This window comes from Flavobacterium zhoui, assembly GCF_042787235.1.
In the GTDB taxonomy this organism is placed as follows: Bacteria; Bacteroidota; Bacteroidia; order Flavobacteriales; family Flavobacteriaceae; genus Flavobacterium; species Flavobacterium zhoui.
On record NZ_JBHZPY010000013.1, the window covers coordinates 102472 to 123204 of the forward strand.

Sequence of the window (20733 nt, forward strand, 5' to 3'; positions counted from 1 at the left end):
TATGTAGTGTTATATTTCTATTTCAGGTTCTTCCGGAGTGGGAGGTGTTTGATGAGCTGTATGAGATTCCTCACCCGCTTTTGGTTTTCTTTTTTTATTCTTATTTTTCATCATTTCGCCCACTTGATTGGACGCACTGAAAGAAGCCACCATATTATTCAGCATGTCACTTCCGGCTTGGGGAGAATTGGGTAACAATATTAAATTAGAGTTAGCGTCTGCGCCAATGGCTTGCAAAGTATCATAATGTTGCGTCACCACAATAAGAGCCGAAGCTTCCTGAGAGTTTATCCCCACTTTATTTAAAACATCTACACTTTCTACTAAACCTCTCGCAATTTCACGTCTCTGATCCGCGATTCCCTGTCCTTGTAAACGTTTACTTTCTGCTTCTGCTTTAGCTTTAGCCACAATTCTAATCCTGGAGGCTTCTGCTTCAAATTCTGCAACCGTTTTTTCTCTATCCGCTGCATTGATTCTGTTCATGGCATTTTTTACTTGAATATCCGGATCGATATCAGTAACCAAAGTATTGATAATGGTATATCCATAAGTAGTCATTGCCTCGTTCAATTCTCTTTTTACAGCAATTGCAATGTCATCTTTTCGTTCAAAAACATCATCCAGTTTTAATTTTGGAACTTCGGCACGCACGACATCAAATACATAAGAAGTAATTTGGTCATGAGGATATTCCAATTTGTAAAAAACATCATAAACGGTTTCTTTGATCACCATAAATTGTACTGATACTTTAAGTTTTACAAAAACATTGTCTTTCGTTTTGGTTTCGATGATAACATCTAACTGTTGAATTTTTAGATTAACGCGTCCGGCAATTCGGTCGATTAAAGGAATTTTAAGTTGAAGCCCCGATTGCCTCACACTTAAGAATTTTCCAAAGCGTTCAATGATGACGGAGGTTTGCTGTTTGACAGTAAAAAAGGAAGACAGTAAAATAAATAATCCGAAGACAATAATAATAATTAGTGTAATGTTCATAGTATGAATAATTTAATTAATAAGTTACCGTTAAATTACAAAAAAACTTTAGGTTTGTTCTAATTAAATTTTAAAACATGAAAAAGATAGGTTTAACTAGTGTTTTGATACTGCTATCAACAGCCTCTTTTGCGCAATATAATTATAGAGATGCCAATAGGATCGGGATTACTTTTGGAGTAAATCAGTTTACATTGAATACTAATAATTTCCAGACCAATGCTGGTTCAGGATGGAACGGGGGACTTTCCGTCAGAGGAAATTTCTATAATAATTGGGATATGGTTTATGCTTTGCAGTTCAGCGAAAACAATTTTACGGTTGCCACCAAAAGCTTTTTTTTAGCAAATGAAGCCGTGAATTACAAATTACCATCAGCTCAAATATCACTGCAGTTGAGTTATAAATTGATTGAAAATCATTTGAGTGTTGAATTTGGCCCTTTAGTGCAAGTAAACGGAAAATTTAAAATTGATTCTAATAAAGAAAATAACAACATTTCTGGAACCACATTATTGGCCAAAGATATTGTAGATATTTCTAAATTTAATTTCTATCCAACCGTAGGAATAACTGCGGGAGTTCGTCATTTCCGAGTTAACGTTTCCTATCAATATGGACTGAACAATATGTTGGGTAACTTGAACACGAAGAATTTAGGTGTAAATTTCAAAGGAAACCCAGGAATTATTAATGGAGATTTGATTCTGTATTTATAAAAAAAGCTCCCAAATTTGGGAGCTTTTTTGTTTTTATAAAGTAGCTATTGCTTTCTGAATTCTCTTTATCGTTTCATCTTTTCCAATTACTTCAACGATATCAAATAGGTGAGGACCTTTCAGTGCGCCAACCAAACTCAATCGAAACGGTTGCATTACTTTCCCCAGTCCAATTTCGTTTTTCGTCATCCAATCTTTTACGATTGTTTCGATATTCATCGAAGTAAAATCGGTTATTTCCTCTATAACAGAGATTAATTCTTGCATTAATGCAGGAGTTTCTTCCTTCCAGTTTTTGCTTGCTTTTTCATCATAAGCTGTTGGAGCCACAAAGAAGAAATCACATAGTTCCCAAAATTCCGAAACAAAATGAGCGCGTTCTTTGATCAAAGAAACCACTTTTGTCACTACGTTTTCAGAAATTGAGAAACCTTTTTCCGTCAAAATAGGAGTGAAGGCTTTCGCCAAATCGCCATCTTTTTGTTTTACTAAATATTGGTGATTGAACCATTTGTTTTTTTCCGGGTCAAATTTAGCTCCGGCTTTATGTACTCGACTCAAATCGAATGCCGCAACTAATTCTTCAAGCGTATATAATTCTTTTTCCGTTCCGTCGTTCCATCCTAATAATGCCAGGAAGTTGATAACGGCTTCTGGAAAGAACCCTTTTTCTCTGTATCCTGATGAAACGCCTTCTTCGGTTTTCCAATCCAATGGGAATACAGGGAATCCCATTTTGTCACCATCACGTTTGGATAATTTTCCGTTTCCAACAGGTTTCATAATCAATGGTAAATGTGCAAATTGGGGTGCTTCCCAACCAAAAGCTCTGTACAATAAAACGTGCAAAGGCATTGATGGCAACCATTCTTCACCACGAATTACGTGAGTAGTTTCCATTAAATGATCGTCCACAATATTGGCTAAATGATAGGTTGGCATTCCATCGCTTTTAAACAAAACTTTATCGTCTAAAAGATTTGTTTCAAATTTTACGTCACCACGAATGATGTCATGCATATGCAACGTTTCGTTTACCGGAGTTTTAAAACGGATTACATAAGCGGAGCCATCAGCAATTCTTTTGGCAGTTGCTGATGCAGAAATAACCAAAGAAGTGTCTAGTTTTTCTCTGTTGTGGTGATTGTAAATGAAGGTTTTACCTTGTTCTTCTTCTAATTTTCTTGCTGTATCCAAAGCTTCTGTTGTATCAAAAGCATAATAGGCATTACCGGAATTGATTAACTGATCCGCATATTGTTTATACAAATTTTTTCTTTCGCTTTGACGGTATGGACCAAATTTCTCATTTTTTCCAATCGTTTCGTCTGGTGCAATTCCCAGCCATTCCAGTGCTTCCATGATATATTCTTCGGCACCTGGAACATAACGGTTTTGGTCGGTATCTTCAATTCTTAAGAAGAACACACCATTATTTTTTTTGGCAAACAAATAATTGAACAATGCGGTACGAACTCCGCCAATATGTAAAGGTCCAGTTGGACTTGGTGCAAAACGCACACGAACTTGCTTCGACATTTTTGTAAATTTTGTGGCAAAGATACAACTCTAATTAGATAATGAGAAAAGGATTGCAATTAGATAATTCAGACAATTGGTGCATTTTCTAATCTTCTATTTGATAAATTTTCTAATTAAAAATTAGTACTTTTATTGGTTATTACAAATAAGTTAGAAATTTTGGAAACAGGAAATGTTATTTTTCAAAAATTGGAGACTTTTATCAAAAAGTATTACGCCAATGAACTGATACGAGGATTGTTATTCTTCGTCGGTTTAGGGTTGTTGTATTTTTTGTTCACTATTTTTGTGGAGTATTTTCTTTGGCTTAAGCCAATGGGAAGAAGGTTCTTGTTTTGGACTTTTGTTGCTATTGAAGTTTTACTGTTGTTCCGATTTATTTTGTTTCCAATATTTAAACTGTTCAAACTCCAGAAAGGAATTGACTACAAACAGGCATCAAACATTATCGGAAATCATTTTACCGAAGTAAGTGATAAGCTGACTAATTTTTTACAATTATCAAATGATGCAGATCAATCCGAATTATTATTAGCTTCAATAGAACAGAAAGCGAAAATTTTGCAGCCGATTCTTTTTGGAAACGCAATTATCTTAAATAAGAACAAGAAGTTCTTGCCTCTTGCGCTATTTCCTATCGTGGTTTTATCTTTCTTTTATTTGTCGGGTAACAGTACAATACTTTCTCAAAGTTTGAATAGAGTAGTGCATTTTAATTCTCCATTTTTACCTCCGGCACCATTCAAATTCATTCTTTTAAATGATAATCTGCAAACAGAACAAAGTAAAGATTTCGTCGTTCATATAAAAACAGAAGGGAAAGTTGTTCCTGAAAACGCCACAATCTTTATTAACGATGAAAGTTATTTCATGGAAACCACTAAATCGGGGGATTTCCAATTTAAGATTTCGAAACCGGCGAAAGATATTTTGTTTCACGTGGAGGCCAATGGGATTTCTTCTGTGGATTATGAATTGAAAGTAGTGACTGTACCATCTATTTCTAATTTTGAAATGTCATTAAATTTTCCGTCTTATCTGAATAGAAAACCGGAATACATTAAAGGAACCGGAAACGCTATAATTCCGGAAGGAACCAGAGTTACCTGGAAAATGAACACGCAAGCGACTCAAAATGTGGTTTTTAAGGCTGTATCATCCGTTTTTTCTTTTTCAAAATCAGAAGATACGTTCAGTTTATCAAAATATATCCTTCAAAACACAGAATATCAAATTCTTACCTCGAATGATAAAGTAAAAAACTATGAAAAGTTGGATTATCAGCTTTCAATAATTAAAGATCAGTTCCCAACTATCAGAGTCACTACTGCTCCTGACAGTTTGAAGGTGGAAAAAAACTATGTATTGGGTCAAATTTCTGATGATTATGGATTGTCTAAACTTCAGGTGGTTTATTTTGAAAGAGACAGGCCACAAACTGCCAGACGTGGAATAATTGTTGTGAAGGCATCAGTATTTGATCAGTTCGTATTTACTTTTCCTGGAAACCTTCCTGTAGAGCAAGGCAAGTCGTATGATTATTATTTTGAGGTTTTTGATAATGATGCAATCCATCGTTTTAAAAGCACGAAATCATCTGTTTTCTCAAATCGAGTTTCTACAGATGAAGAAAAGGAGGACCAGGTTTTGAAACAACAAAATGATAATATTAATAGTTTAGAGAAGTCTTTAAAAAATCAGGACAAACAAATCTCTGCCATTGAAAAAATTCAAAAGAGCGGAAAGGAAAAAGACAATTTAGAATTTAATGATCAGCAGAAAGTAAATGATTTTATCCAGCGTCAAAAGCAACAAGATGAAATGATGAAGGAATTTGCAGAAAAAATGAAAGACAATTTAGATAAATTTAAAACAGATAAAAAAGACGAACTAAAAGAAGATTTACAAAAACGATTAGATAAAGCCGATAAAGATTTAGAGAAAAATCAAAAATTATTGGACGAACTAAAAGCGTTAAATGATAAAATCAAGAATGAAGACTTGCTGGATAAATTAGAAAAATTTAAGCAAAATAGTAAAAACCAAACAAAAAATTTAGCGCAGTTAGTGGAACTCACGAAGCGTTATTATGTAGATAAAAAAGCGGAACAAATTGCGGATAAATTAAACAAGCTTTCTAAGAAACAAAATGAATTATCGGATAACGAAAAGGAAAATAAATCAGAGAAACAGCAGGAAATAAATGATACTTTTGATAAAATTCAAGACGATTTAAAAGATTTGGAAAAGGAAAATAAGGATCTTAAGTCCCCAATGGATCTTCCAAAAGATACGGAGAAAGAAAAAAGCATTAATGATGATTTGAAGAAAGCTTCTGAAGAATTAAAAAAGGAAAGTCAATCTAAAGCTAAACCTAAACAAAAAAGTGCTTCTAAGAAAATGAAAGAGATGTCCATGAAAATGGAACAAGGGATGGAAGGTGCAGAGAAAGAACAACTGGACGAAGATGTGAAAATGTTGAGACAAATTTTAGATAACTTGTTGGCATTTTCATTGTCTCAGGAAGATGTGATGCTGCAGTTCAGAGGTCTGAAAACGGGGTCTCCTTCTTTTAATAAAAATATTAAAGTACAGCAAAATTTAAAACTACAGTTCAAGCATGTTGATGATAGTTTGTTTGCGATGTCTTTACGAAACCAAAAAATAGCTGAGGACGTCACAAAAGAAATAGGCAATGTACATTATAACATTGATAAATCATTGGAGACTTTGGCAGATTCACAGATTCCAAAGGGTTTGTCGCATCAGCAATATACGATTTCTGCTGCTAATAAGCTGGCGGATTTTTTGAGCGAAATTCTGAATGGCATGCAAATGTCTTTGTCCGGAATGGGTTCCGGGAAACCAAAACCTGGTCAAGGGCAAGGAATGCAATTGCCGGATATTATTAAAAAGCAGGAGGGACTTGGTGAAAAGATGAAGGATGGAATGGAGAAAGGGAAGAAGCCACGAGAAGGACAGAAACCAGGAGAAGGAGAAAAGGGAAAAAAAGGTTCTGGTCAAAATGGTGAAAACGATCAAGAAGGCGATGATGGTGAAGGAGATGCCAATGCTATTATGGAAATTTACAAAGAACAAAAAGAACTGCGTGAAGCGTTACAAAACGAATTAAACAAACAGGGGCTAGGAGGAAACGGCCAAAGCGCTTTGGAGCAAATGAAGCAAATAGAAAAACAGCTTTTGAATAAAGGATTTAAAAACGAGACGCTTCAAAAAATCCTGAATGTAAAACAGGAATTATTGAAATTAAACTCAGCAGTTCAGCAACAAGGACAGGAAAATAAAAGGCAATCAGAAACCAATAAAAAGGAATTTACTAATCAATCTAACGCATTGCCATCCGCATTATTAGATTATTTAAATAGCATCGAAATATTAAATAGACAATCCTTACCTTTGCGCTCGAATTTTAATCAAAAAGTTCAAGAATACTTTAATAAGAAATGATCAATTTTAATTACGAAACCGACTTTACTTTAGGCAACGAAGAAGCAATTGCTGCTTGGTTGACCAATGTTATTACTTCAGAAAACAAGAAAGAGGGAGAGATAAATTACATCTTTTGCGACGACGAGTACTTGCATAAAATTAATTTAGAATATCTCAATCACGATACATTAACCGATATTATCAGTTTTGATTACACTATGGGGAATGAGTTGAGTGGCGATATTTTTGTTTCTATTGAAAGAGTAAAGGACAACGCTAAAGATTTTAATGTTGTTTTTGAAGAAGAATTGAAACGTGTTTTGGTTCATGGTGTTTTGCACTATTGTGGTTATAAAGACAAAGGAGAAGCTGACGAACTATTGATGCGTTCTAAAGAAGATGAAAAGATAGCGTTGTTCCACGTGGAACGATAGATTAAATTTCAAACACAAAGCAGTATTGTTTCACGTGGAACAGTTTTAAATATGATTTGTGTTGGTGTTGAATGTTTCACGTGGAACAATAAATTAAATCAAGGTTTAAGTGGTGTAAAACCTGCTTCAATCTTAATCCTGAGTTTTCTCAGAACAAAATAATAAGAAAATGTTTCAAGAAGAATACGATGTAATTGTTGTTGGCGCAGGTCATGCGGGTTCAGAGGCTGCGGCTGCGGCTGCGAATTTGGGTTCCAAAACTTTATTGGTTACAATGAGTTTGCAGAACATCGCCCAGATGTCTTGCAATCCTGCTATGGGAGGAATTGCCAAGGGACAGATAGTTAGAGAGATTGATGCTTTGGGCGGTTATTCCGGAATTGTTTCGGACAAAACAGCGATTCAATTCAAGATGCTGAACAAATCTAAAGGCCCTGCAATGTGGTCGCCAAGGGTTCAAAGTGACCGTATGCGTTTTGCTGAAGAGTGGCGGATGATGTTAGAAGGAACTCCAAATCTTGATTTTTATCAGGAAATGGTGAAAGGTTTGATTATAGAAAGTGGAAAGATAAAAGGAATTCGAACTTCGCTTGGAGTGGAGATTCGATCTAAATCGGTTGTGTTAACTAACGGGACTTTTTTGAATGGTTTGATTCACATTGGCGAAAAGCAATTTGGTGGAGGAAGAGCAGGCGAGAGTGCCGCTTATGGAATTACCGAAGATTTAGTGAATGCAGGATTTCAAGCAGGAAGAATGAAAACAGGAACGCCTCCAAGAGTGGATGGCCGTTCTTTGGATTATTCTAAAATGAACGAAGAAAAGGGAGATGCCAAGCCAGATAAGTTTTCTTATTCGGATATCACCTCGCCTTTAATTCATCAGAGATCGTGTCATATGACCTATACTTCACTTGACGTGCATGATATTTTGAGAGAAGGTTTTGATCGTTCTCCAATGTTTAACGGTAGAATAAAAAGTCTGGGTCCGAGATATTGCCCGTCAATTGAGGATAAGATTAATCGTTTTGCTGACAAAGAGCGACATCAGTTGTTTGTTGAGCCAGAAGGATGGAATACCTGTGAGGTTTATGTAAATGGCTTTTCTACTTCTCTTCCTGAGGATATTCAATTTAAAGCGTTGCGTTCTGTTGTTGGATTTGAGAAGGTAAAATTTTTCCGTCCAGGATATGCAATTGAATATGATTATTTCCCGCCAACACAGTTGAAACATACATTAGAAACAAAGTTAGTGGAAGGTTTGTATTTTGCGGGGCAAATAAATGGAACTACTGGATATGAAGAAGCAGCTTCTCAAGGCTTGATGGCAGGAATTAATGCGCATTTAAAAGTGCATGAAAAAGCACCGTTAATATTGAAAAGAGATGAAGCATATATTGGGGTTTTAATCGATGACTTAATTACAAAAGGGACAGAAGAGCCATACAGAATGTTCACTTCTCGTGCTGAATACAGAACTTTACTTCGCCAGGATAATGCCGATTTCAGATTAACACCCATGTCATATGAAATTGGGTTGGCTTCAGAAACGCGTTTGCGCAGAATGGAACATAAATTAAATGAATCGGAAAAAATGGTGTCTTTTTTCAAAGAAACGAGTGTTTCAGTTGCAGAAGCAAATCCTATTTTAGAATCAAAGGATACGGCCTTAATAACACAAGGTGACAAATTGTTTAAAGTGTTTTCGCGTCCACAAATTGATTTGGCAGACATCATGAAATTCGAGAAAGTTGCGGCTTATGTTGCGGCAAATGATGTAGATCAGGAAATATGTGAGCAAGCTGAGATTCAGGTGAAATATTCTGGATACATAGAAAAAGAAAGAAACAACGCTGATAAATTGCTTCGATTGGAAGATGTGAAGATTCCAGAAAATTTCGATTATAATAAAATCAAATCGATGTCGATTGAAGCTAAACAAAAATTAAGCAAGATTCGTCCTGTAACTATTTCTCAAGCATCAAGGATTAGCGGTGTTTCGCCAAGTGATGTTTCGGTATTGTTGATTTATATGGGACGTTAAGAAAGTGTTCAGTAATCAGTTTACAGTCGTCAGTTCGATCTGCGACCTATAATGAATACTGCTAATGAACACTGAATCGTAAAAATTGTTCCACGTGAAACTATTAATTAATTTATAAATATAATTTTCAGGAATCGTATTAAACTGACCACTGAAAACTGACCACTGAAAACTAAAAATGGACATTTCAAACAAAAAGCATTTTTTAACCGTTAAAGATTATTCCGTTTCTAAAGAAACATTTGATTTGTATCATGACGAAGATTTGGACATGTTGATTACATCTCCACAACCTAGTTTAGAAAATTTAGGAAAGTACTACGAAAGTGTGGATTATATTTCGCATACAGACAGTAAGCGTTCGTTTTTTGAAAAAGCATATCACTTCGTGAAAAACATTGCGCTAAAAAACAAACTTGATTTGATTAATTCATTACAACCTGATAAAGGAAGAATTTTGGATATCGGAGCAGGAACAGGAGATTTTTTATCGGTGGCAAAACAAGACGGTTGGCAGACAATAGGAGTAGAGCCAAGTGATAAAGCAAAAGTAATCGCAAAAAACAAGGGCGTTTCTTTTGTAGAGAAAACAACGGAATTGGAAAATCAATCTTTCGATGTTATTTCGATGTGGCACGTTCTGGAACACGTCCCTAATTTAGACGAACAAATAAAAGAATTGAAACGTCTGTTAAAACCAAATGGAACTTTAATTATTGCAGTACCTAATTTCAAATCTTTCGACGCAAAACATTACGGAACATTTTGGGCGGCTTATGATGTGCCAATCCATTTTTGGCATTTTTCAAAACAGGCGATACAATCTCTTTTTCAAAAAGAAAAAATGAAATTGATAAAAGTACTTCCTATGAAGTTTGATTCTTTTTACGTTGCCTTGCTTTCAGAAAAATATAAAACTGGGAAAATGAATTTTATAAAAGCGTTTTTCGTTGGATTACAGTCGAATTGGAAAGCCAAGAAGAATTTGGAGTACTCCTCACATATTTATATCATAAAAAACTACTTAAACTAATTTTAAAGATGTTTAAGCGCTTTTCTCGCTTAAAACTAGGTCTGACATTGTCTTTTCGGTGAAATTCTTTTAAAAGAAAGCTATTGAAGTGGGTTTTGATAAAATTATATTATTAATAAATCAATTACAATAACAAAAACTGATACAACAAATAAATGTGCATTTTTTAAACTTTATGTCAATGCTACTTATTTTTTTATATTTTTGTCACACATACTTAAAAAATTAGAAATTTACCAAATGAAATCGAAGATTCACGAATACCAAAAAAGTAATATTAAAAAGATGAGTAAAAAAGCATTATTAATTATCGCACTTTCAATTACAGTACTATCTTGTAACAAACCAGCAACTGCAGTTAAGGAAGTAAAAACAGCTTACGTTGATACTTCAGTGTTAATGAAAGAATATACAGAAGCCAAAGATCTTGAGGCTAAATATAAAGCCAAATCAGAGGAAAAAGGAAGACAACTAGATGCTGAAATTGCAAGATTCAAGCAAGAAGCTGCCGGTTTTCAAGCACAAGCACAAGCAAACGGTCAAGCTTGGGCACAACAAAAAGGAGCTGAATTACAAAAAAGAGAGCAACAATTAGGTGCTGCACAACAACAATTAGCACAAGAGTTGCAACAAGAAAGTGGAAAAGAAATGGATTCTTTAGTTAGTGGTGTAAAAAAATTCATCAAAACCTATGGTAAAGAAAAAGGATACTCTTATATCTACGGAACTGGTGATGCAGCTTCAATTTTGTATGCTGAAGACAAATACGATATCACAAAAGAGATTATTAAAGAATTGAATGATAAATACAAATCTGCAACTCCAAAAGAAGCGGAAGCTAAAAAATAATATTTTTTACTATTAATTCAAAATATAGCCTTCATCTAATATTTAGATTGGAGGCTTTTTTTTGGCAGCTTAATCCCGCTTTTCATTTCAATCTCTCGTTTATAAAGCTTTTTTCTTAACCATAAAAAAAGCTTCCTGCGGTCGCTCTTTTCTGCTTAGAAAAAATTGCGTTCTAAATCTCGAGTATTTCCATTACAATCGGGGCTGAAAAACATTGGAATCAAACCAAAAATATTTTCCAAAAACTTAAATAGTAATTCTATTTTCAATATTTTAGCTATCTCTATACACGCCAAATGCAAACAATCTCTGAAGCCGCAGCTTATACCTTACAATTCATTAATCAAACGCATCGATCGGTGTTTCTTACCGGCAAAGCAGGAACTGGAAAAACCACGTTGCTGCGAGAAATTATCCAAACCACTCACAAGAATACTGTAGTTGTTGCACCCACGGGAATAGCGGCCTTAAACGCAGGGGGTGTTACGATTCACTCGATGTTTCAGTTGCCTTTTGGAGGTTTTATCCCGGAATTCAATGTAAATTCTCAATTTTCCGAAAGCGTAAAATTCGAGTCTAAAGATACGTTGCGCCGCCATTTCAAAATGAGCGGTTTGAAGAAATCGGTTATTCGCAATATGGAATTGCTGATCATAGATGAAGTAAGTATGCTTCGGGCTGATTTATTGGATGCGATGGATTATATGATGCAAACCGTTCGCAAAAGAAACACTCCTTTTGGTGGTGTTCAAGTATTATTTATTGGCGATTTGTTGCAATTGCCTCCCGTAATCCGTGATGAAGAATGGCGCACACTTCGCAATTATTACAAAGGGAAGTTCTTTTTCCATTCGCATGTCGTGCAACAAAATCCGCCGTTGTATATCGAATTATCTAAAATTTTCCGTCAAACGGATGATAAGTTTATCGCTGTTTTAAATAATTTGCGGAACAATCAGATTTCGCAGGAAGATATTCAGGCCTTAAATCAATACGTTAAACCGGATTTTGATTTAAAAGCAAACAAAGGTTACATTACGCTAACGACGCATAATGTCAAGGCAGATACTATGAATGCGCAAGCTTTGGAAGCTTTAGTGGGTAAAGAAGTTATCTATAAACCTGAAATTGTTGGTGATTTTCCCGATAAGATTTTTCCGGTGGAGGAGCATTTGAAACTCAAAATTGGCGCGCAAGTTATGTTTGTCAAGAACGATTTGTCTTTTGATAAAAATTATTTCAATGGGAAAATGGGTGTTATTAAATCCCTTTCGAGCCATGAAATTTTAGTTCATTTTCCAGAGGAAAACAAAACCATAGAAGTCGAAAAATACGAATGGCAAAATATCCGCTATAAAGTAGACGAAACGACCAAGGAAGTTGCCGAGGAAGTGTTAGGGACTTTTGTTCATTATCCCATAAAGCTGGCGTGGGCCATAACGGTTCATAAGAGTCAAGGATTAACTTTTGATAAAGCTGCGCTTGATGTTTCGCAAGTTTTCCTTCCGGGACAGGCGTATGTGGCATTATCGCGTTTGCGTTCGTTAGAGGGGCTTATTTTGCTGTCTCCACTGCGAATGAATGGGATTTCGAATGATCAGGATGTGATGGATTATGCGCTAAACAAAGCTTCTGATGAATTATTAAAGAATGCCTTGCATTTCGAGACTAAAAATTTCATTCATAATTACTTGATAAACACCTTCGATTGGCAAGATTTAGCACAGGAATGGCGCAATCATCAATACAGTTACAACGATAAATCGGAAAGTTCAGCCAAATCAAAACAGTCGCTTTGGGCTAAAAAGCAAACGGAAAGTATCGATCAGCTTTTGGAACCATCCAAAAAATTCATATCGCAATTGAATAAACTCTTTGCCCAGGAAACAGTCGATTTAAATCATGTTTTTGACAGAATACAAGCAGCATTCAGTTATTTTCTGGTTCCAATGGATAAATTAGTTTACGAAATCCTTTGGAAATTAGAAGAAGTAAGACGCATCAAGAAAGTGAAAGCCTATTACGATGAATTAATCGTTTTGGAAGAGTTGCAAACGAAAGCGGTTTTGCGTTTAATGAAGGCCAAATTATTGATAGAAACCGTTGTCTCCGGCGAAACAATTTCCAAAGAAAAACTGACATCAGCAGAGATAAAGCAATATATAACCAAAAAAACGGATGCGATTCGGGAAGAATTCAAAAATGTAAATGTCACTTTGATCGATGATGAAAAAGATATAGAACGATATACTTCGAAAAAGGCAACTAAAAAAGCGCCAAAAAAATCAACCGTTCAGGAAACCTATGAATTGTGGATTGAGAAAAATTCTATTCAAGATATCGCAACCATACGAGTGCTTACAAAACAGACGATTTACAGTCATTTCGTCAAATTGATTCAGGAAAAAGCAATAGATATAAAGGAGGTTTTGCCGCAAGACAGAATTGATGAATTAGCCGATGCTTTTAGAGGATATAAAGAAGAATCGCTGAACGCTTTAATGGAAAAAAACAGCAAAAAATTCACTTGGGATGAGGCTAGAATGTACAAAGCGAGTTTGAATTAAGTATCGTTAAAGAACAGCTATAAAAAAACCTATTCGTTCAGAATAGGTTTTTTTGTTATTATAGTGATTGAATTAATATCCAAGCTTCAGGATTGTGTTTTTTCTGAATTTCTTGTTTTGCTTTCTCTGCTTCTGCAATTGTGGCATAACTTCCGTAAAGTACAGGAAACAATCCGTGTTTATTAGGAGCAATTCGGCGTGCTTTATATCCTAAATGAGTTAATTGATTAAATGTGTTTTGTGCATTTTTTTCTTCTCTGTAAACGCCTGCCATAATATGATAGGACATTTTTACTTCCGTAGCTGATTTAACCGATAGTGTTACAGCCGGGACCGGACTTTCGATAAAAAAAGTAGCTTCCTGTATTTTATTTTGAACCTGTTTTTGAACAGCCGTTTCAACAAGTGTCGTTTGGGTTGCGATTTGGTTTTGGTATATTGGATAACCAACACTTCCGGTTAAACCTAATCCAAGTACAAAAATGGCAGCGTATTTTAAATACGGATTCATTCTTCTTGTTTCTGGAATTAAAACAATTGATTCTTTTTCTTCAATTGCCTGTATCTTTTGTTCGAAGATTTCTCTTTTTACAAGTGGAGAAACAAACGGACTTAAACCAAAAGAATTAGTCAAATAATTGGTTTGGTCGTATGGAGTAAATATTAAATTAGAATCAGCATTCAGGTAAAGATCACCTACATTTTTTATTGCATAAACACCGTTTTCTTCTAATGCTTTTTTCCAATTGAAAACTTCATACTGAATAGCGCTAACAGCATATTCATAAGAAGTTTTTTCAGCTTGGGCGATATGATTGGCTAATAAACCGTCATTGTTTTTAAGGTTGGCATTGAAAGAAATCATTTTCTTTGGAGGAGAAAATGAATTCGAGCTTTCATTCAGTTGAGCCGATTGAATTTCGGTCAAAAAAGCTCCTAAACCCGGAACGGTTACACATTGATAACGGTATAAAAGCTGCGCGATGTATAGTTCGATTTTCATACTTACAAAGTTATACAACGAATATAGGTATCAAAATTTTATTCACAATTTTTATTAACAATCCGCTTAAAATTTTATACATTTCAGTTTCAAATAGTTATTATGAACGAACAAGATTTATTTTATTTATTGGCGTTGCAAAGAATAGAAGGAGTGGGAGATATAATGGCCAAAAAACTGCTTACCCATTTTGGAAGTGCGGAAGCAGTTTTTAATACAAAAGTATCGCAACTTGCTGCTATTGATGGAGTAGGATCTGTTTTGCTGAAAAATTTAAAAGACAAATCGGTTTTCGAAAAAGCGACTCAGGAACTGGAATTTATAAAATCGAATGGAATCAATGCCGTTTATTTTCAGGACGAAAATTATCCCGATCGCTTAAAACATTGTATTGACGGACCACTTTTATTATTCACATCAGGAAATATCAATCTAAAGAATAAAAAAATAATCAGTATTGTAGGAACGCGCCAAATTACGTCTTACGGCATGGAATTCTGTAGAAAATTAATAGAAGATTTAGCACCGCTTGATCCCATAATCGTGAGTGGTTTTGCTTACGGTGTTGATATTGTGGCGCATCAACTGGCAATGGAAAATAATTTGCAGACGATAGGCGTCGTCGCTCATGGTTTGAACCAAATTTACCCAAAAACCCATAAAAAATACGTTGCGAAAGTGGAACAAAATGGTGGTTTCATGACCGAGTTTTGGAGTTCCTCGAATCCGGATAAAGAAAACTTCGTGCGTAGAAACAGAATCGTAGCTGGAATGTCTGAAGCTACCATTGTAATTGAGTCAGCGGATAGAGGTGGTTCCTTAATTACGGCCAACATGGCCAATGATTACAATCGCGATGTTTTTGCCGTTCCGGGACGTGTTACAGACAAATACAGCCAAGGTTGCAATAACCTGATAAAAACCCAAAAAGCAAATGTCCTGACTAGTGCAGCCGATTTAATTTATATTTTGAATTGGGATTTGGAAAAAGAAATAAAACCGATACAAAAACAATTGTTTGTGACTTTAGAGGACGACGAACAAAAAGTATACGATTACCTTTTAAAAACCGGGAAAGAACTGATGGATATTATTGCCTTGCGTTGTGATTTTCCTATTTATAAAATCTCAGGAATGCTGTTGAATATGGAACTGAAAGGCGTGATACGGCCTTTGCCGGGGAAATTGTTTGAGGCTATTTGAAAGAAGAAAAAGCAGTTCCGAAATACGGAAACTGCTTTTTAAATTTAATTTTTCAAAATTTATTATTTTCTTTTGCCATTTTTGCATGCTTCTTATATGCTTCCTTAGCAATTGAATCTAACTCACGACTTGCATAATAATGTAAACATGCTGCAGAAATAAAATTCATTCCAGTAATATCTTTATCATCGATATGAATAAATGGCGGAGGCATTTTTTTAATTATTTTACGTCCTAAAACTCTTGCGCTATCCATTTCACTAAAATCAAATACTTCAGATGCATTAAATAAATCTTTCTTTCCCATTAATTTAAAAATACTGTCGTTTTTATAACCTTCTTTAAGACACGCATAGAAGACTTCATCTTTAAAATTATCAATCCAAAAAGACTCATCTTTATATTTAGAATCACTTCTGAAATAAAAAGGGTCTCGCTTGTATGTGTTACAAGATAATACCAAAAGACATATTGTTAATATTACTGTATTTTTTGCTGATTTCATATATTTTAATTTAAAATCCATATGTCTATATAATCAATTATAGACATAAATTGTCTTTAAAAGAGTACTAAATAGTTGTAAATAAATATATTAAATTTTAAACTATAAAAAAATACCCACTTTTAGCGATATTTTAAGAATATGGAACTGAAAGGTGTAGTTCGGCCTTTACCTGGGAAATTATTTGAGCCGATTTGATTTTAACATATAAGTCATGTAAGCTTTTGTGAATATTACCTTAAACTAAAAGTAACTTTTAAAAAAAAACTTATATGACTTATATGGTTTAAAAAATTGATTGTTAAACCTCAAATCCCAATTTTTCTCTTACTTTTCCCAAAACGCCATTCGCAACAACTGCTGCTTTTTTGGCACCAATTTTTAGCAAAGCATCTACTTCAGGAAAGTTGTTCATATAATAATTGTATTTTTCTCTTTCGGTTTTGAAGGTTTCTGTTATCAATTCAAACAGGGCTTGTTTAGCGTGACCGTAACCGTAATTTCCACCAATGTAATTGGCAGTCATTGTGGCTATTTGTTCTTCATTTGCCAATAATTTATATATGGCAAACGCATTACAGGTTTCTGGATTTTTTGGATCTTCCAGAGGTGTGCTGTCGGTTTCAATACTCATCACTTGTTTGCGCAAGGATTTATCATCCAGGAAAATATTGATAATGTTATTCGCTGATTTACTCATTTTTCCGCCATTGGTTCCCGGAATCAACATACCGTCTTTTTGTATTATCGCTTCTGGAATCACAAACGTTTCCCCCATTTGGTGGTTGAAGCGAGAGGCTACATCACGAGTAATTTCAAGGTGTTGCAATTGATCTTTTCCAACAGGAACAAACTCAGCATCATATAATAAAATATCGGCAGCCATCAGCATTGGATACGAAAACAACCCGGCATTGACATCTTCCAGTCTGTCCGCTTTATCTTTGAATGAATGCGCTAATGTCAAGCGTTGAAAAGGAAAAAAGCAACTTAAATACCAGGATAATTCCGCAGTTTGTGGCACATCAGATTGTCTGTAGAAAACGACTTTATCAACATTCAAACCACAGGCAAGCCAAGCCGCTGCCGTACTGTAGGTATTTGTTCGTAAGGTTCCACCGTTTTTTATTTGCGTTATGGAGTGCAAATCGGCAATGAAAAGAAACGATTCATTTTCTGATTTATTTGATAATGCTATTGCGGGAATGATTGCGCCAAGTAAGTTGCCTAAATGTGGTGTTCCGGTACTTTGTACGCCGGTAAGTATATTTGCCATTGTAATTTTTAACTTTAACCGCAAAGTTCATAAAATTTTTGGCAAAGTTCGCATGGATTGTAATTTTTTTCTAACACTATAGTTGCCAAATTGAATTCTTTTAGCGCTATTTACGTTCGATTCCTTACTTTTGACATTATGAGAGGATTAAAAATTATTTTTTGGACACTTTGGCGCGTATGGTTTTATGTTTTAATGGCTATTCCTATATTGGTTATGTTTCCTTTTTTAGTACTTTCTATTTTGACTGAAAGTGGCTATCCTTACTTTTTTAAGATGGCTCGAATTTGGGCAAAATTCATTCTTTTCGGAATGGGTTTTTACTATAAAATTGATGAAAACCAAGAGCTGAAATCCGATAAAAGTTACATGATTGTGGCCAACCATACCTCAATGGCTGATATTATGCTGATGCTTGCCACAATCAAAAATCCTTTTGTTTTTGTAGGCAAAAAAGAACTATCAAAGATTCCTTTATTTGGATTTTTCTACAAAAGAACCTGTATTTTGGTGGATAGGAATTGTTCTAAAAGTAAAATGGGTGTTTTTAATCGCGCTCAAAAAAGAATAAATCAAGGGCTAAGTATTTGCATTTTCCCTGAAGGCGGTGTCCCCGAAGATGAATCGGTATTATTAGATACTTTTAAAGACGGTGCTTTTCGTTTGGCTATAGAACATAAAATCCCTATTGTTCCCATTACTTTTGCAGACAATAAAAAAAGATTTTCCTATACTTTTTTCAGTGGTAGTCCTGGTTTTATGAGGGTCAAAATTCATTCTCATATAGAGACATTGGGAAAGACAGGGGAGAATAGAAAAGAGATGAGGGAAGAAGTTAGAGACATCATTTATTCTCAATTAGAGGAATTTGAGAGGACTGAAGATGAAAATAAGTTTGCTTTTTATAACTTATATAAAAAAAAGAGTTCACCTTGGTGAACTCTTTTTTAGTTTTATGCTTCTGCTAATTCTTTTATTCTAGCTTTAATTTTTTCTTCAAGCTCATCAGCTAATTCTGGATTGTCTTTTATTAAAGACTTAACAGCATCACGACCTTGTCCTAATTTGGTTTCACCATAACTAAACCAAGATCCCGCTTTTTTGATGATTTCAAATTCCACGGCAAGATCTAAAATCTCTCCAGTTTTTGAAATACCTTCACCGTACATGATATCAAATTCAGCGATTTTAAATGGCGGAGCCACTTTGTTTTTCACCACTTTTACTTTGGTTCTGTTTCCAAGCACGTTATCACCATCCTTAATTTGAGTAGAACGACGAATATCTAAACGTACCGAAGCGTAAAATTTCAGTGCATTTCCCCCAGTTGTAGTTTCTGGATTTCCAAACATTACTCCAATTTTCTCTCTCAACTGATTGATAAAGAAAACAGTACAGTGGGTTTTGCTGATTGTCCCAGTTAATTTACGTAAGGCTTGAGACATCAAACGAGCATGAAGACCCATTTTAGAATCTCCCATTTCGCCTTCAATTTCACTTTTTGGAGTCAAAGCCGCTACGGAGTCAATTACAACAATATCAATTGCTCCTGAACGAATCAAGTTCTCCGCAATTTCTAATGCTTGCTCTCCATTATCTGGTTGAGAAATGATTAGATTTTCAATGTCTACACCCAATTTCTCAGCATAATTTCTGTCGAATGCATGTTCCGCATCTATAAATGCAGCAATTCCACCCGCTTTTTGAGCTTCAGCAATCGCGTGAAGCGTCAAAGTTGTTTTTCCAGATGATTCCGGACCGTATATTTCAATAATTCTTCCTCTTGGATATCCACCAACTCCTAAGGCTAAATCGATTCCTAAAGACCCGGAAGAAATAGTTTCTACTTCCTCAATGGCTTTGTCACCCATTTTCATCACCGTACCTTTTCCGTAGGTTTTATCCAATTTGTCTAGCGTAAGTTGTAACGCTTTTAATTTAGCTTCTTTCTCTGTACTCATCTTCTCTTTTACCTTTTCTTTCATCTATTTGTATTATTTTTTATAATCGTAAAAAACTGACAGGATGAATAATTCCCCTGAAAATTTCATTTTAGAGTCACATATATTTTCGTAAAAATACTTCTTTTTTTGATGTGAAATTTGCCTTTCGAAATTATTTTTCAACCCTCATTTTGTATCATAAGGCAATACATTTATTTCTTTTTTACAAGAATAATGCCTTCAATTCAGTAGCGTCGTGAGGATTCATTTTTCCTGCTAAAACCAAACTCAATTGCTTGCGGCGTAAAGCGGCATCAAAACGTTGTTTTTCCAGTTCTGTTTCCGGAACTATTTGGGGAACCTCGACCGGTCTTCCGGTGTCATCTACAGCCACAAAAGTATAAATAGCTTCATTAGCCTTGGTTTTGTTACCAGATTCCCGGTCTTCTACCCAGATGTCGATGTATATTTCCATTGAACTCTTGAAAGCTCTGGAAACTTTAGCTTCAACAGTTACTACACTTCCCAAAGGAATAGCTCTGTTAAAAGCCACGTGATTTACGGATGCTGTAACTACAATTCTTCTTGAATGTCTTCTAGCCGCAATACTTGCTGCGCGATCCATACGGGCTAATAATTCACCGCCAAAAAGATTGTTCAAAGGATTGGTCTCACTTGGTAAAACTAAATCGGTTAATGTCGTTAAAGATTCGGAAGGATGTTTTGGAGTCATTTTTTTTGTCAATGTAATTATTGTTTGTAATGTAATTTGTGTTTTTTAGTTTAACCAATACACAGCCAGTATAGCGGGGATAAAATAAATAACGATAGTTCTGGCACCATCATAATCTTTAGCCAGTCGCTGTCCGAAAAGTAACATTAGTAAAGTCACGCAAGAAAAAACAGCTCCGTAAAAGCCAAAAATTCTTCCGTTGTTTACAAATAATTCGATACAGCCAACAACACATAAAATACCGGAGATTAATTCTAAAATTAAAATATTTAGCAAGGCTAAAGGCACTTGGTTTTTTAATGGGGTTTTTGCAAAATGACCTTTTAGCCACTCCACATTATCTTTCCAATAAAACAGTTTGTCGTAACCGGATTGAAGAAAAGTAATGGCCAAAAAAATTAAAATTAAAATAGAAGTAATGTTGTTCATGTTT

Annotated in this window: 17 protein-coding genes; 9 read left to right on the forward strand and 8 right to left on the reverse strand. The window is 34.9% G+C overall.

The annotated features are described in order from the left end of the window. Positions 1–9 precede the first annotated feature (9 nt). On the reverse strand, positions 10–1002 hold the full coding sequence (locus tag ACFX5F_RS14070) for an SPFH domain-containing protein (RefSeq protein ID WP_379852646.1): 993 nt from the start codon (positions 1000–1002) through the stop codon (positions 10–12). Between the two features lie 77 nt (positions 1003–1079). Between ACFX5F_RS14070 and ACFX5F_RS14075 the strand changes: the two genes are divergently transcribed. Beyond that, positions 1080–1721, forward strand: a complete 642-nt coding sequence (locus ACFX5F_RS14075) for an outer membrane beta-barrel protein (protein ID WP_379852647.1) — start codon at positions 1080–1082, stop codon at positions 1719–1721. A 33-nt stretch (positions 1722–1754) separates the two neighbouring features. On the opposite strand, the gene gltX is transcribed toward ACFX5F_RS14075, so the two are convergent. Beyond that, on the reverse strand, positions 1755–3260 hold the full coding sequence (gltX, locus tag ACFX5F_RS14080; RefSeq protein ID WP_379852648.1) for a glutamate--tRNA ligase: 1506 nt from the start codon (positions 3258–3260) through the stop codon (positions 1755–1757). A 162-nt stretch (positions 3261–3422) separates the two neighbouring features. Here gltX and ACFX5F_RS14085 point away from each other — a divergent pair, with 162 nt between their 5' ends. The 6 genes from ACFX5F_RS14085 to ACFX5F_RS14110 all read left to right on the forward strand — a co-directional run bounded on the left by ACFX5F_RS14085 (position 3423) and on the right by ACFX5F_RS14110 (position 13637). Then, positions 3423–6731 carry a DUF4175 family protein gene (locus ACFX5F_RS14085; protein WP_379852671.1) on the forward strand — a complete coding sequence of 1103 codons (3309 nt, stop codon included), beginning with the start codon at positions 3423–3425 and terminating at the stop codon, positions 6729–6731. Further along, on the forward strand, positions 6728–7147 hold the full coding sequence (gene ybeY, locus ACFX5F_RS14090; RefSeq protein ID WP_379852649.1) for an rRNA maturation RNase YbeY: 420 nt from the start codon (positions 6728–6730) through the stop codon (positions 7145–7147). The genes ACFX5F_RS14085 and ybeY overlap by 4 nt, the downstream gene beginning before the upstream one ends. Before the next feature lie 169 nt (positions 7148–7316). Beyond that, positions 7317–9188: a tRNA uridine-5-carboxymethylaminomethyl(34) synthesis enzyme MnmG gene (mnmG, locus tag ACFX5F_RS14095; RefSeq protein WP_379852650.1), complete on the forward strand. Its 1872-nt coding sequence runs from the start codon at positions 7317–7319 to the stop codon at positions 9186–9188. A gap of 178 nt (positions 9189–9366) precedes the next feature. Next, positions 9367–10221 (forward strand): class I SAM-dependent methyltransferase, encoded by an 855-nt coding sequence (locus ACFX5F_RS14100; RefSeq protein WP_379852651.1) that lies wholly within the window; start codon positions 9367–9369, stop codon positions 10219–10221. A 240-nt stretch (positions 10222–10461) separates the two neighbouring features. Further along, positions 10462–11070 (forward strand): OmpH/Skp family outer membrane protein, encoded by a 609-nt coding sequence (locus tag ACFX5F_RS14105; protein WP_379852652.1) that lies wholly within the window; start codon positions 10462–10464, stop codon positions 11068–11070. Between the two features lie 296 nt (positions 11071–11366). Next, positions 11367–13637, forward strand: coding sequence for a helix-turn-helix domain-containing protein (locus tag ACFX5F_RS14110; protein ID WP_379852654.1), 2271 nt, complete (start codon positions 11367–11369; stop codon positions 13635–13637). Positions 13638–13695: 58 nt separating this feature from the next. On the opposite strand, the gene ACFX5F_RS14115 is transcribed toward ACFX5F_RS14110, so the two are convergent. Continuing rightward, the gene (locus ACFX5F_RS14115) at positions 13696–14640 is read right to left on the reverse strand and encodes an HU domain-containing protein (RefSeq protein WP_379852655.1); all 945 of its coding nucleotides are present in this window, start codon (positions 14638–14640) and stop codon (positions 13696–13698) included. Between the two features lie 102 nt (positions 14641–14742). Between ACFX5F_RS14115 and dprA the strand changes: the two genes are divergently transcribed. After that, positions 14743–15843: a DNA-processing protein DprA gene (gene dprA / locus ACFX5F_RS14120; protein WP_379852656.1), complete on the forward strand. Its 1101-nt coding sequence runs from the start codon at positions 14743–14745 to the stop codon at positions 15841–15843. Positions 15844–15895: 52 nt separating this feature from the next. Here the strand turns inward: dprA and ACFX5F_RS14125 are convergent, their stop codons facing one another. Together ACFX5F_RS14125 and trpS are read right to left on the reverse strand one after the other, a co-directional pair. After that, positions 15896–16348 carry a hypothetical protein gene (locus tag ACFX5F_RS14125; protein ID WP_379852657.1) on the reverse strand — a complete coding sequence of 151 codons (453 nt, stop codon included), beginning with the start codon at positions 16346–16348 and terminating at the stop codon, positions 15896–15898. 301 nt (positions 16349–16649) lie between these two features. Further along, positions 16650–17624, reverse strand: coding sequence for a tryptophan--tRNA ligase (trpS, locus tag ACFX5F_RS14130; RefSeq protein ID WP_379852658.1), 975 nt, complete (start codon positions 17622–17624; stop codon positions 16650–16652). Positions 17625–17762: 138 nt separating this feature from the next. Here trpS and ACFX5F_RS14135 point away from each other — a divergent pair, with 138 nt between their 5' ends. After that, on the forward strand, positions 17763–18563 hold the full coding sequence (locus tag ACFX5F_RS14135) for a lysophospholipid acyltransferase family protein (protein ID WP_379852660.1): 801 nt from the start codon (positions 17763–17765) through the stop codon (positions 18561–18563). A gap of 14 nt (positions 18564–18577) precedes the next feature. On the opposite strand, the gene recA is transcribed toward ACFX5F_RS14135, so the two are convergent. The 3 genes from recA to ACFX5F_RS14150 all read right to left on the reverse strand — a co-directional run bounded on the left by recA (position 18578) and on the right by ACFX5F_RS14150 (position 20729). Further along, entirely contained in the window at positions 18578–19585 is a 1008-nt protein-coding gene (gene recA / locus ACFX5F_RS14140; protein WP_073209530.1) for a recombinase RecA, read from the reverse strand. 205 nt (positions 19586–19790) lie between these two features. Next, positions 19791–20300 (reverse strand): acyl-CoA thioesterase, encoded by a 510-nt coding sequence (locus tag ACFX5F_RS14145; protein ID WP_379852661.1) that lies wholly within the window; start codon positions 20298–20300, stop codon positions 19791–19793. Between the two features lie 45 nt (positions 20301–20345). Further along, complete coding sequence (locus ACFX5F_RS14150; RefSeq protein WP_379852662.1) at positions 20346–20729, reverse strand: DoxX family membrane protein; 384 nt, start codon at positions 20727–20729, stop codon at positions 20346–20348. Positions 20730–20733: the final 4 nt, after the last annotated feature.

Bases quoted from the DNA above. Each gene is read 5' to 3' on its own strand.
- ACFX5F_RS14070 (WP_379852646.1), bottom strand. From the start codon at position 1,002: ATGAACATTACACTAATTATTATTATTGTCTTCGGATTATTTATTTTA.
- ACFX5F_RS14075 (WP_379852647.1), top strand. From the start codon at position 1,080: ATGAAAAAGATAGGTTTAACTAGTGTTTTGATACTGCTATCAACAGCC.
- gltX (WP_379852648.1), bottom strand. From the start codon at position 3,260: ATGTCGAAGCAAGTTCGTGTGCGTTTTGCACCAAGTCCAACTGGACCT.
- ybeY (WP_379852649.1), top strand. From the start codon at position 6,728: ATGATCAATTTTAATTACGAAACCGACTTTACTTTAGGCAACGAAGAA.
- mnmG (WP_379852650.1), top strand. From the start codon at position 7,317: ATGTTTCAAGAAGAATACGATGTAATTGTTGTTGGCGCAGGTCATGCG.
- ACFX5F_RS14100 (WP_379852651.1), top strand. From the start codon at position 9,367: ATGGACATTTCAAACAAAAAGCATTTTTTAACCGTTAAAGATTATTCC.
- ACFX5F_RS14105 (WP_379852652.1), top strand. From the start codon at position 10,462: ATGAAATCGAAGATTCACGAATACCAAAAAAGTAATATTAAAAAGATG.
- ACFX5F_RS14110 (WP_379852654.1), top strand. From the start codon at position 11,367: ATGCAAACAATCTCTGAAGCCGCAGCTTATACCTTACAATTCATTAAT.
- ACFX5F_RS14115 (WP_379852655.1), bottom strand. From the start codon at position 14,640: ATGAAAATCGAACTATACATCGCGCAGCTTTTATACCGTTATCAATGT.
- dprA (WP_379852656.1), top strand. From the start codon at position 14,743: ATGAACGAACAAGATTTATTTTATTTATTGGCGTTGCAAAGAATAGAA.
- ACFX5F_RS14125 (WP_379852657.1), bottom strand. From the start codon at position 16,348: ATGAAATCAGCAAAAAATACAGTAATATTAACAATATGTCTTTTGGTA.
- trpS (WP_379852658.1), bottom strand. From the start codon at position 17,624: ATGGCAAATATACTTACCGGCGTACAAAGTACCGGAACACCACATTTA.
- ACFX5F_RS14135 (WP_379852660.1), top strand. From the start codon at position 17,763: ATGAGAGGATTAAAAATTATTTTTTGGACACTTTGGCGCGTATGGTTT.
- recA (WP_073209530.1), bottom strand. From the start codon at position 19,585: ATGAGTACAGAGAAAGAAGCTAAATTAAAAGCGTTACAACTTACGCTA.
- ACFX5F_RS14145 (WP_379852661.1), bottom strand. From the start codon at position 20,300: ATGACTCCAAAACATCCTTCCGAATCTTTAACGACATTAACCGATTTA.
- ACFX5F_RS14150 (WP_379852662.1), bottom strand. From the start codon at position 20,729: ATGAACAACATTACTTCTATTTTAATTTTAATTTTTTTGGCCATTACT.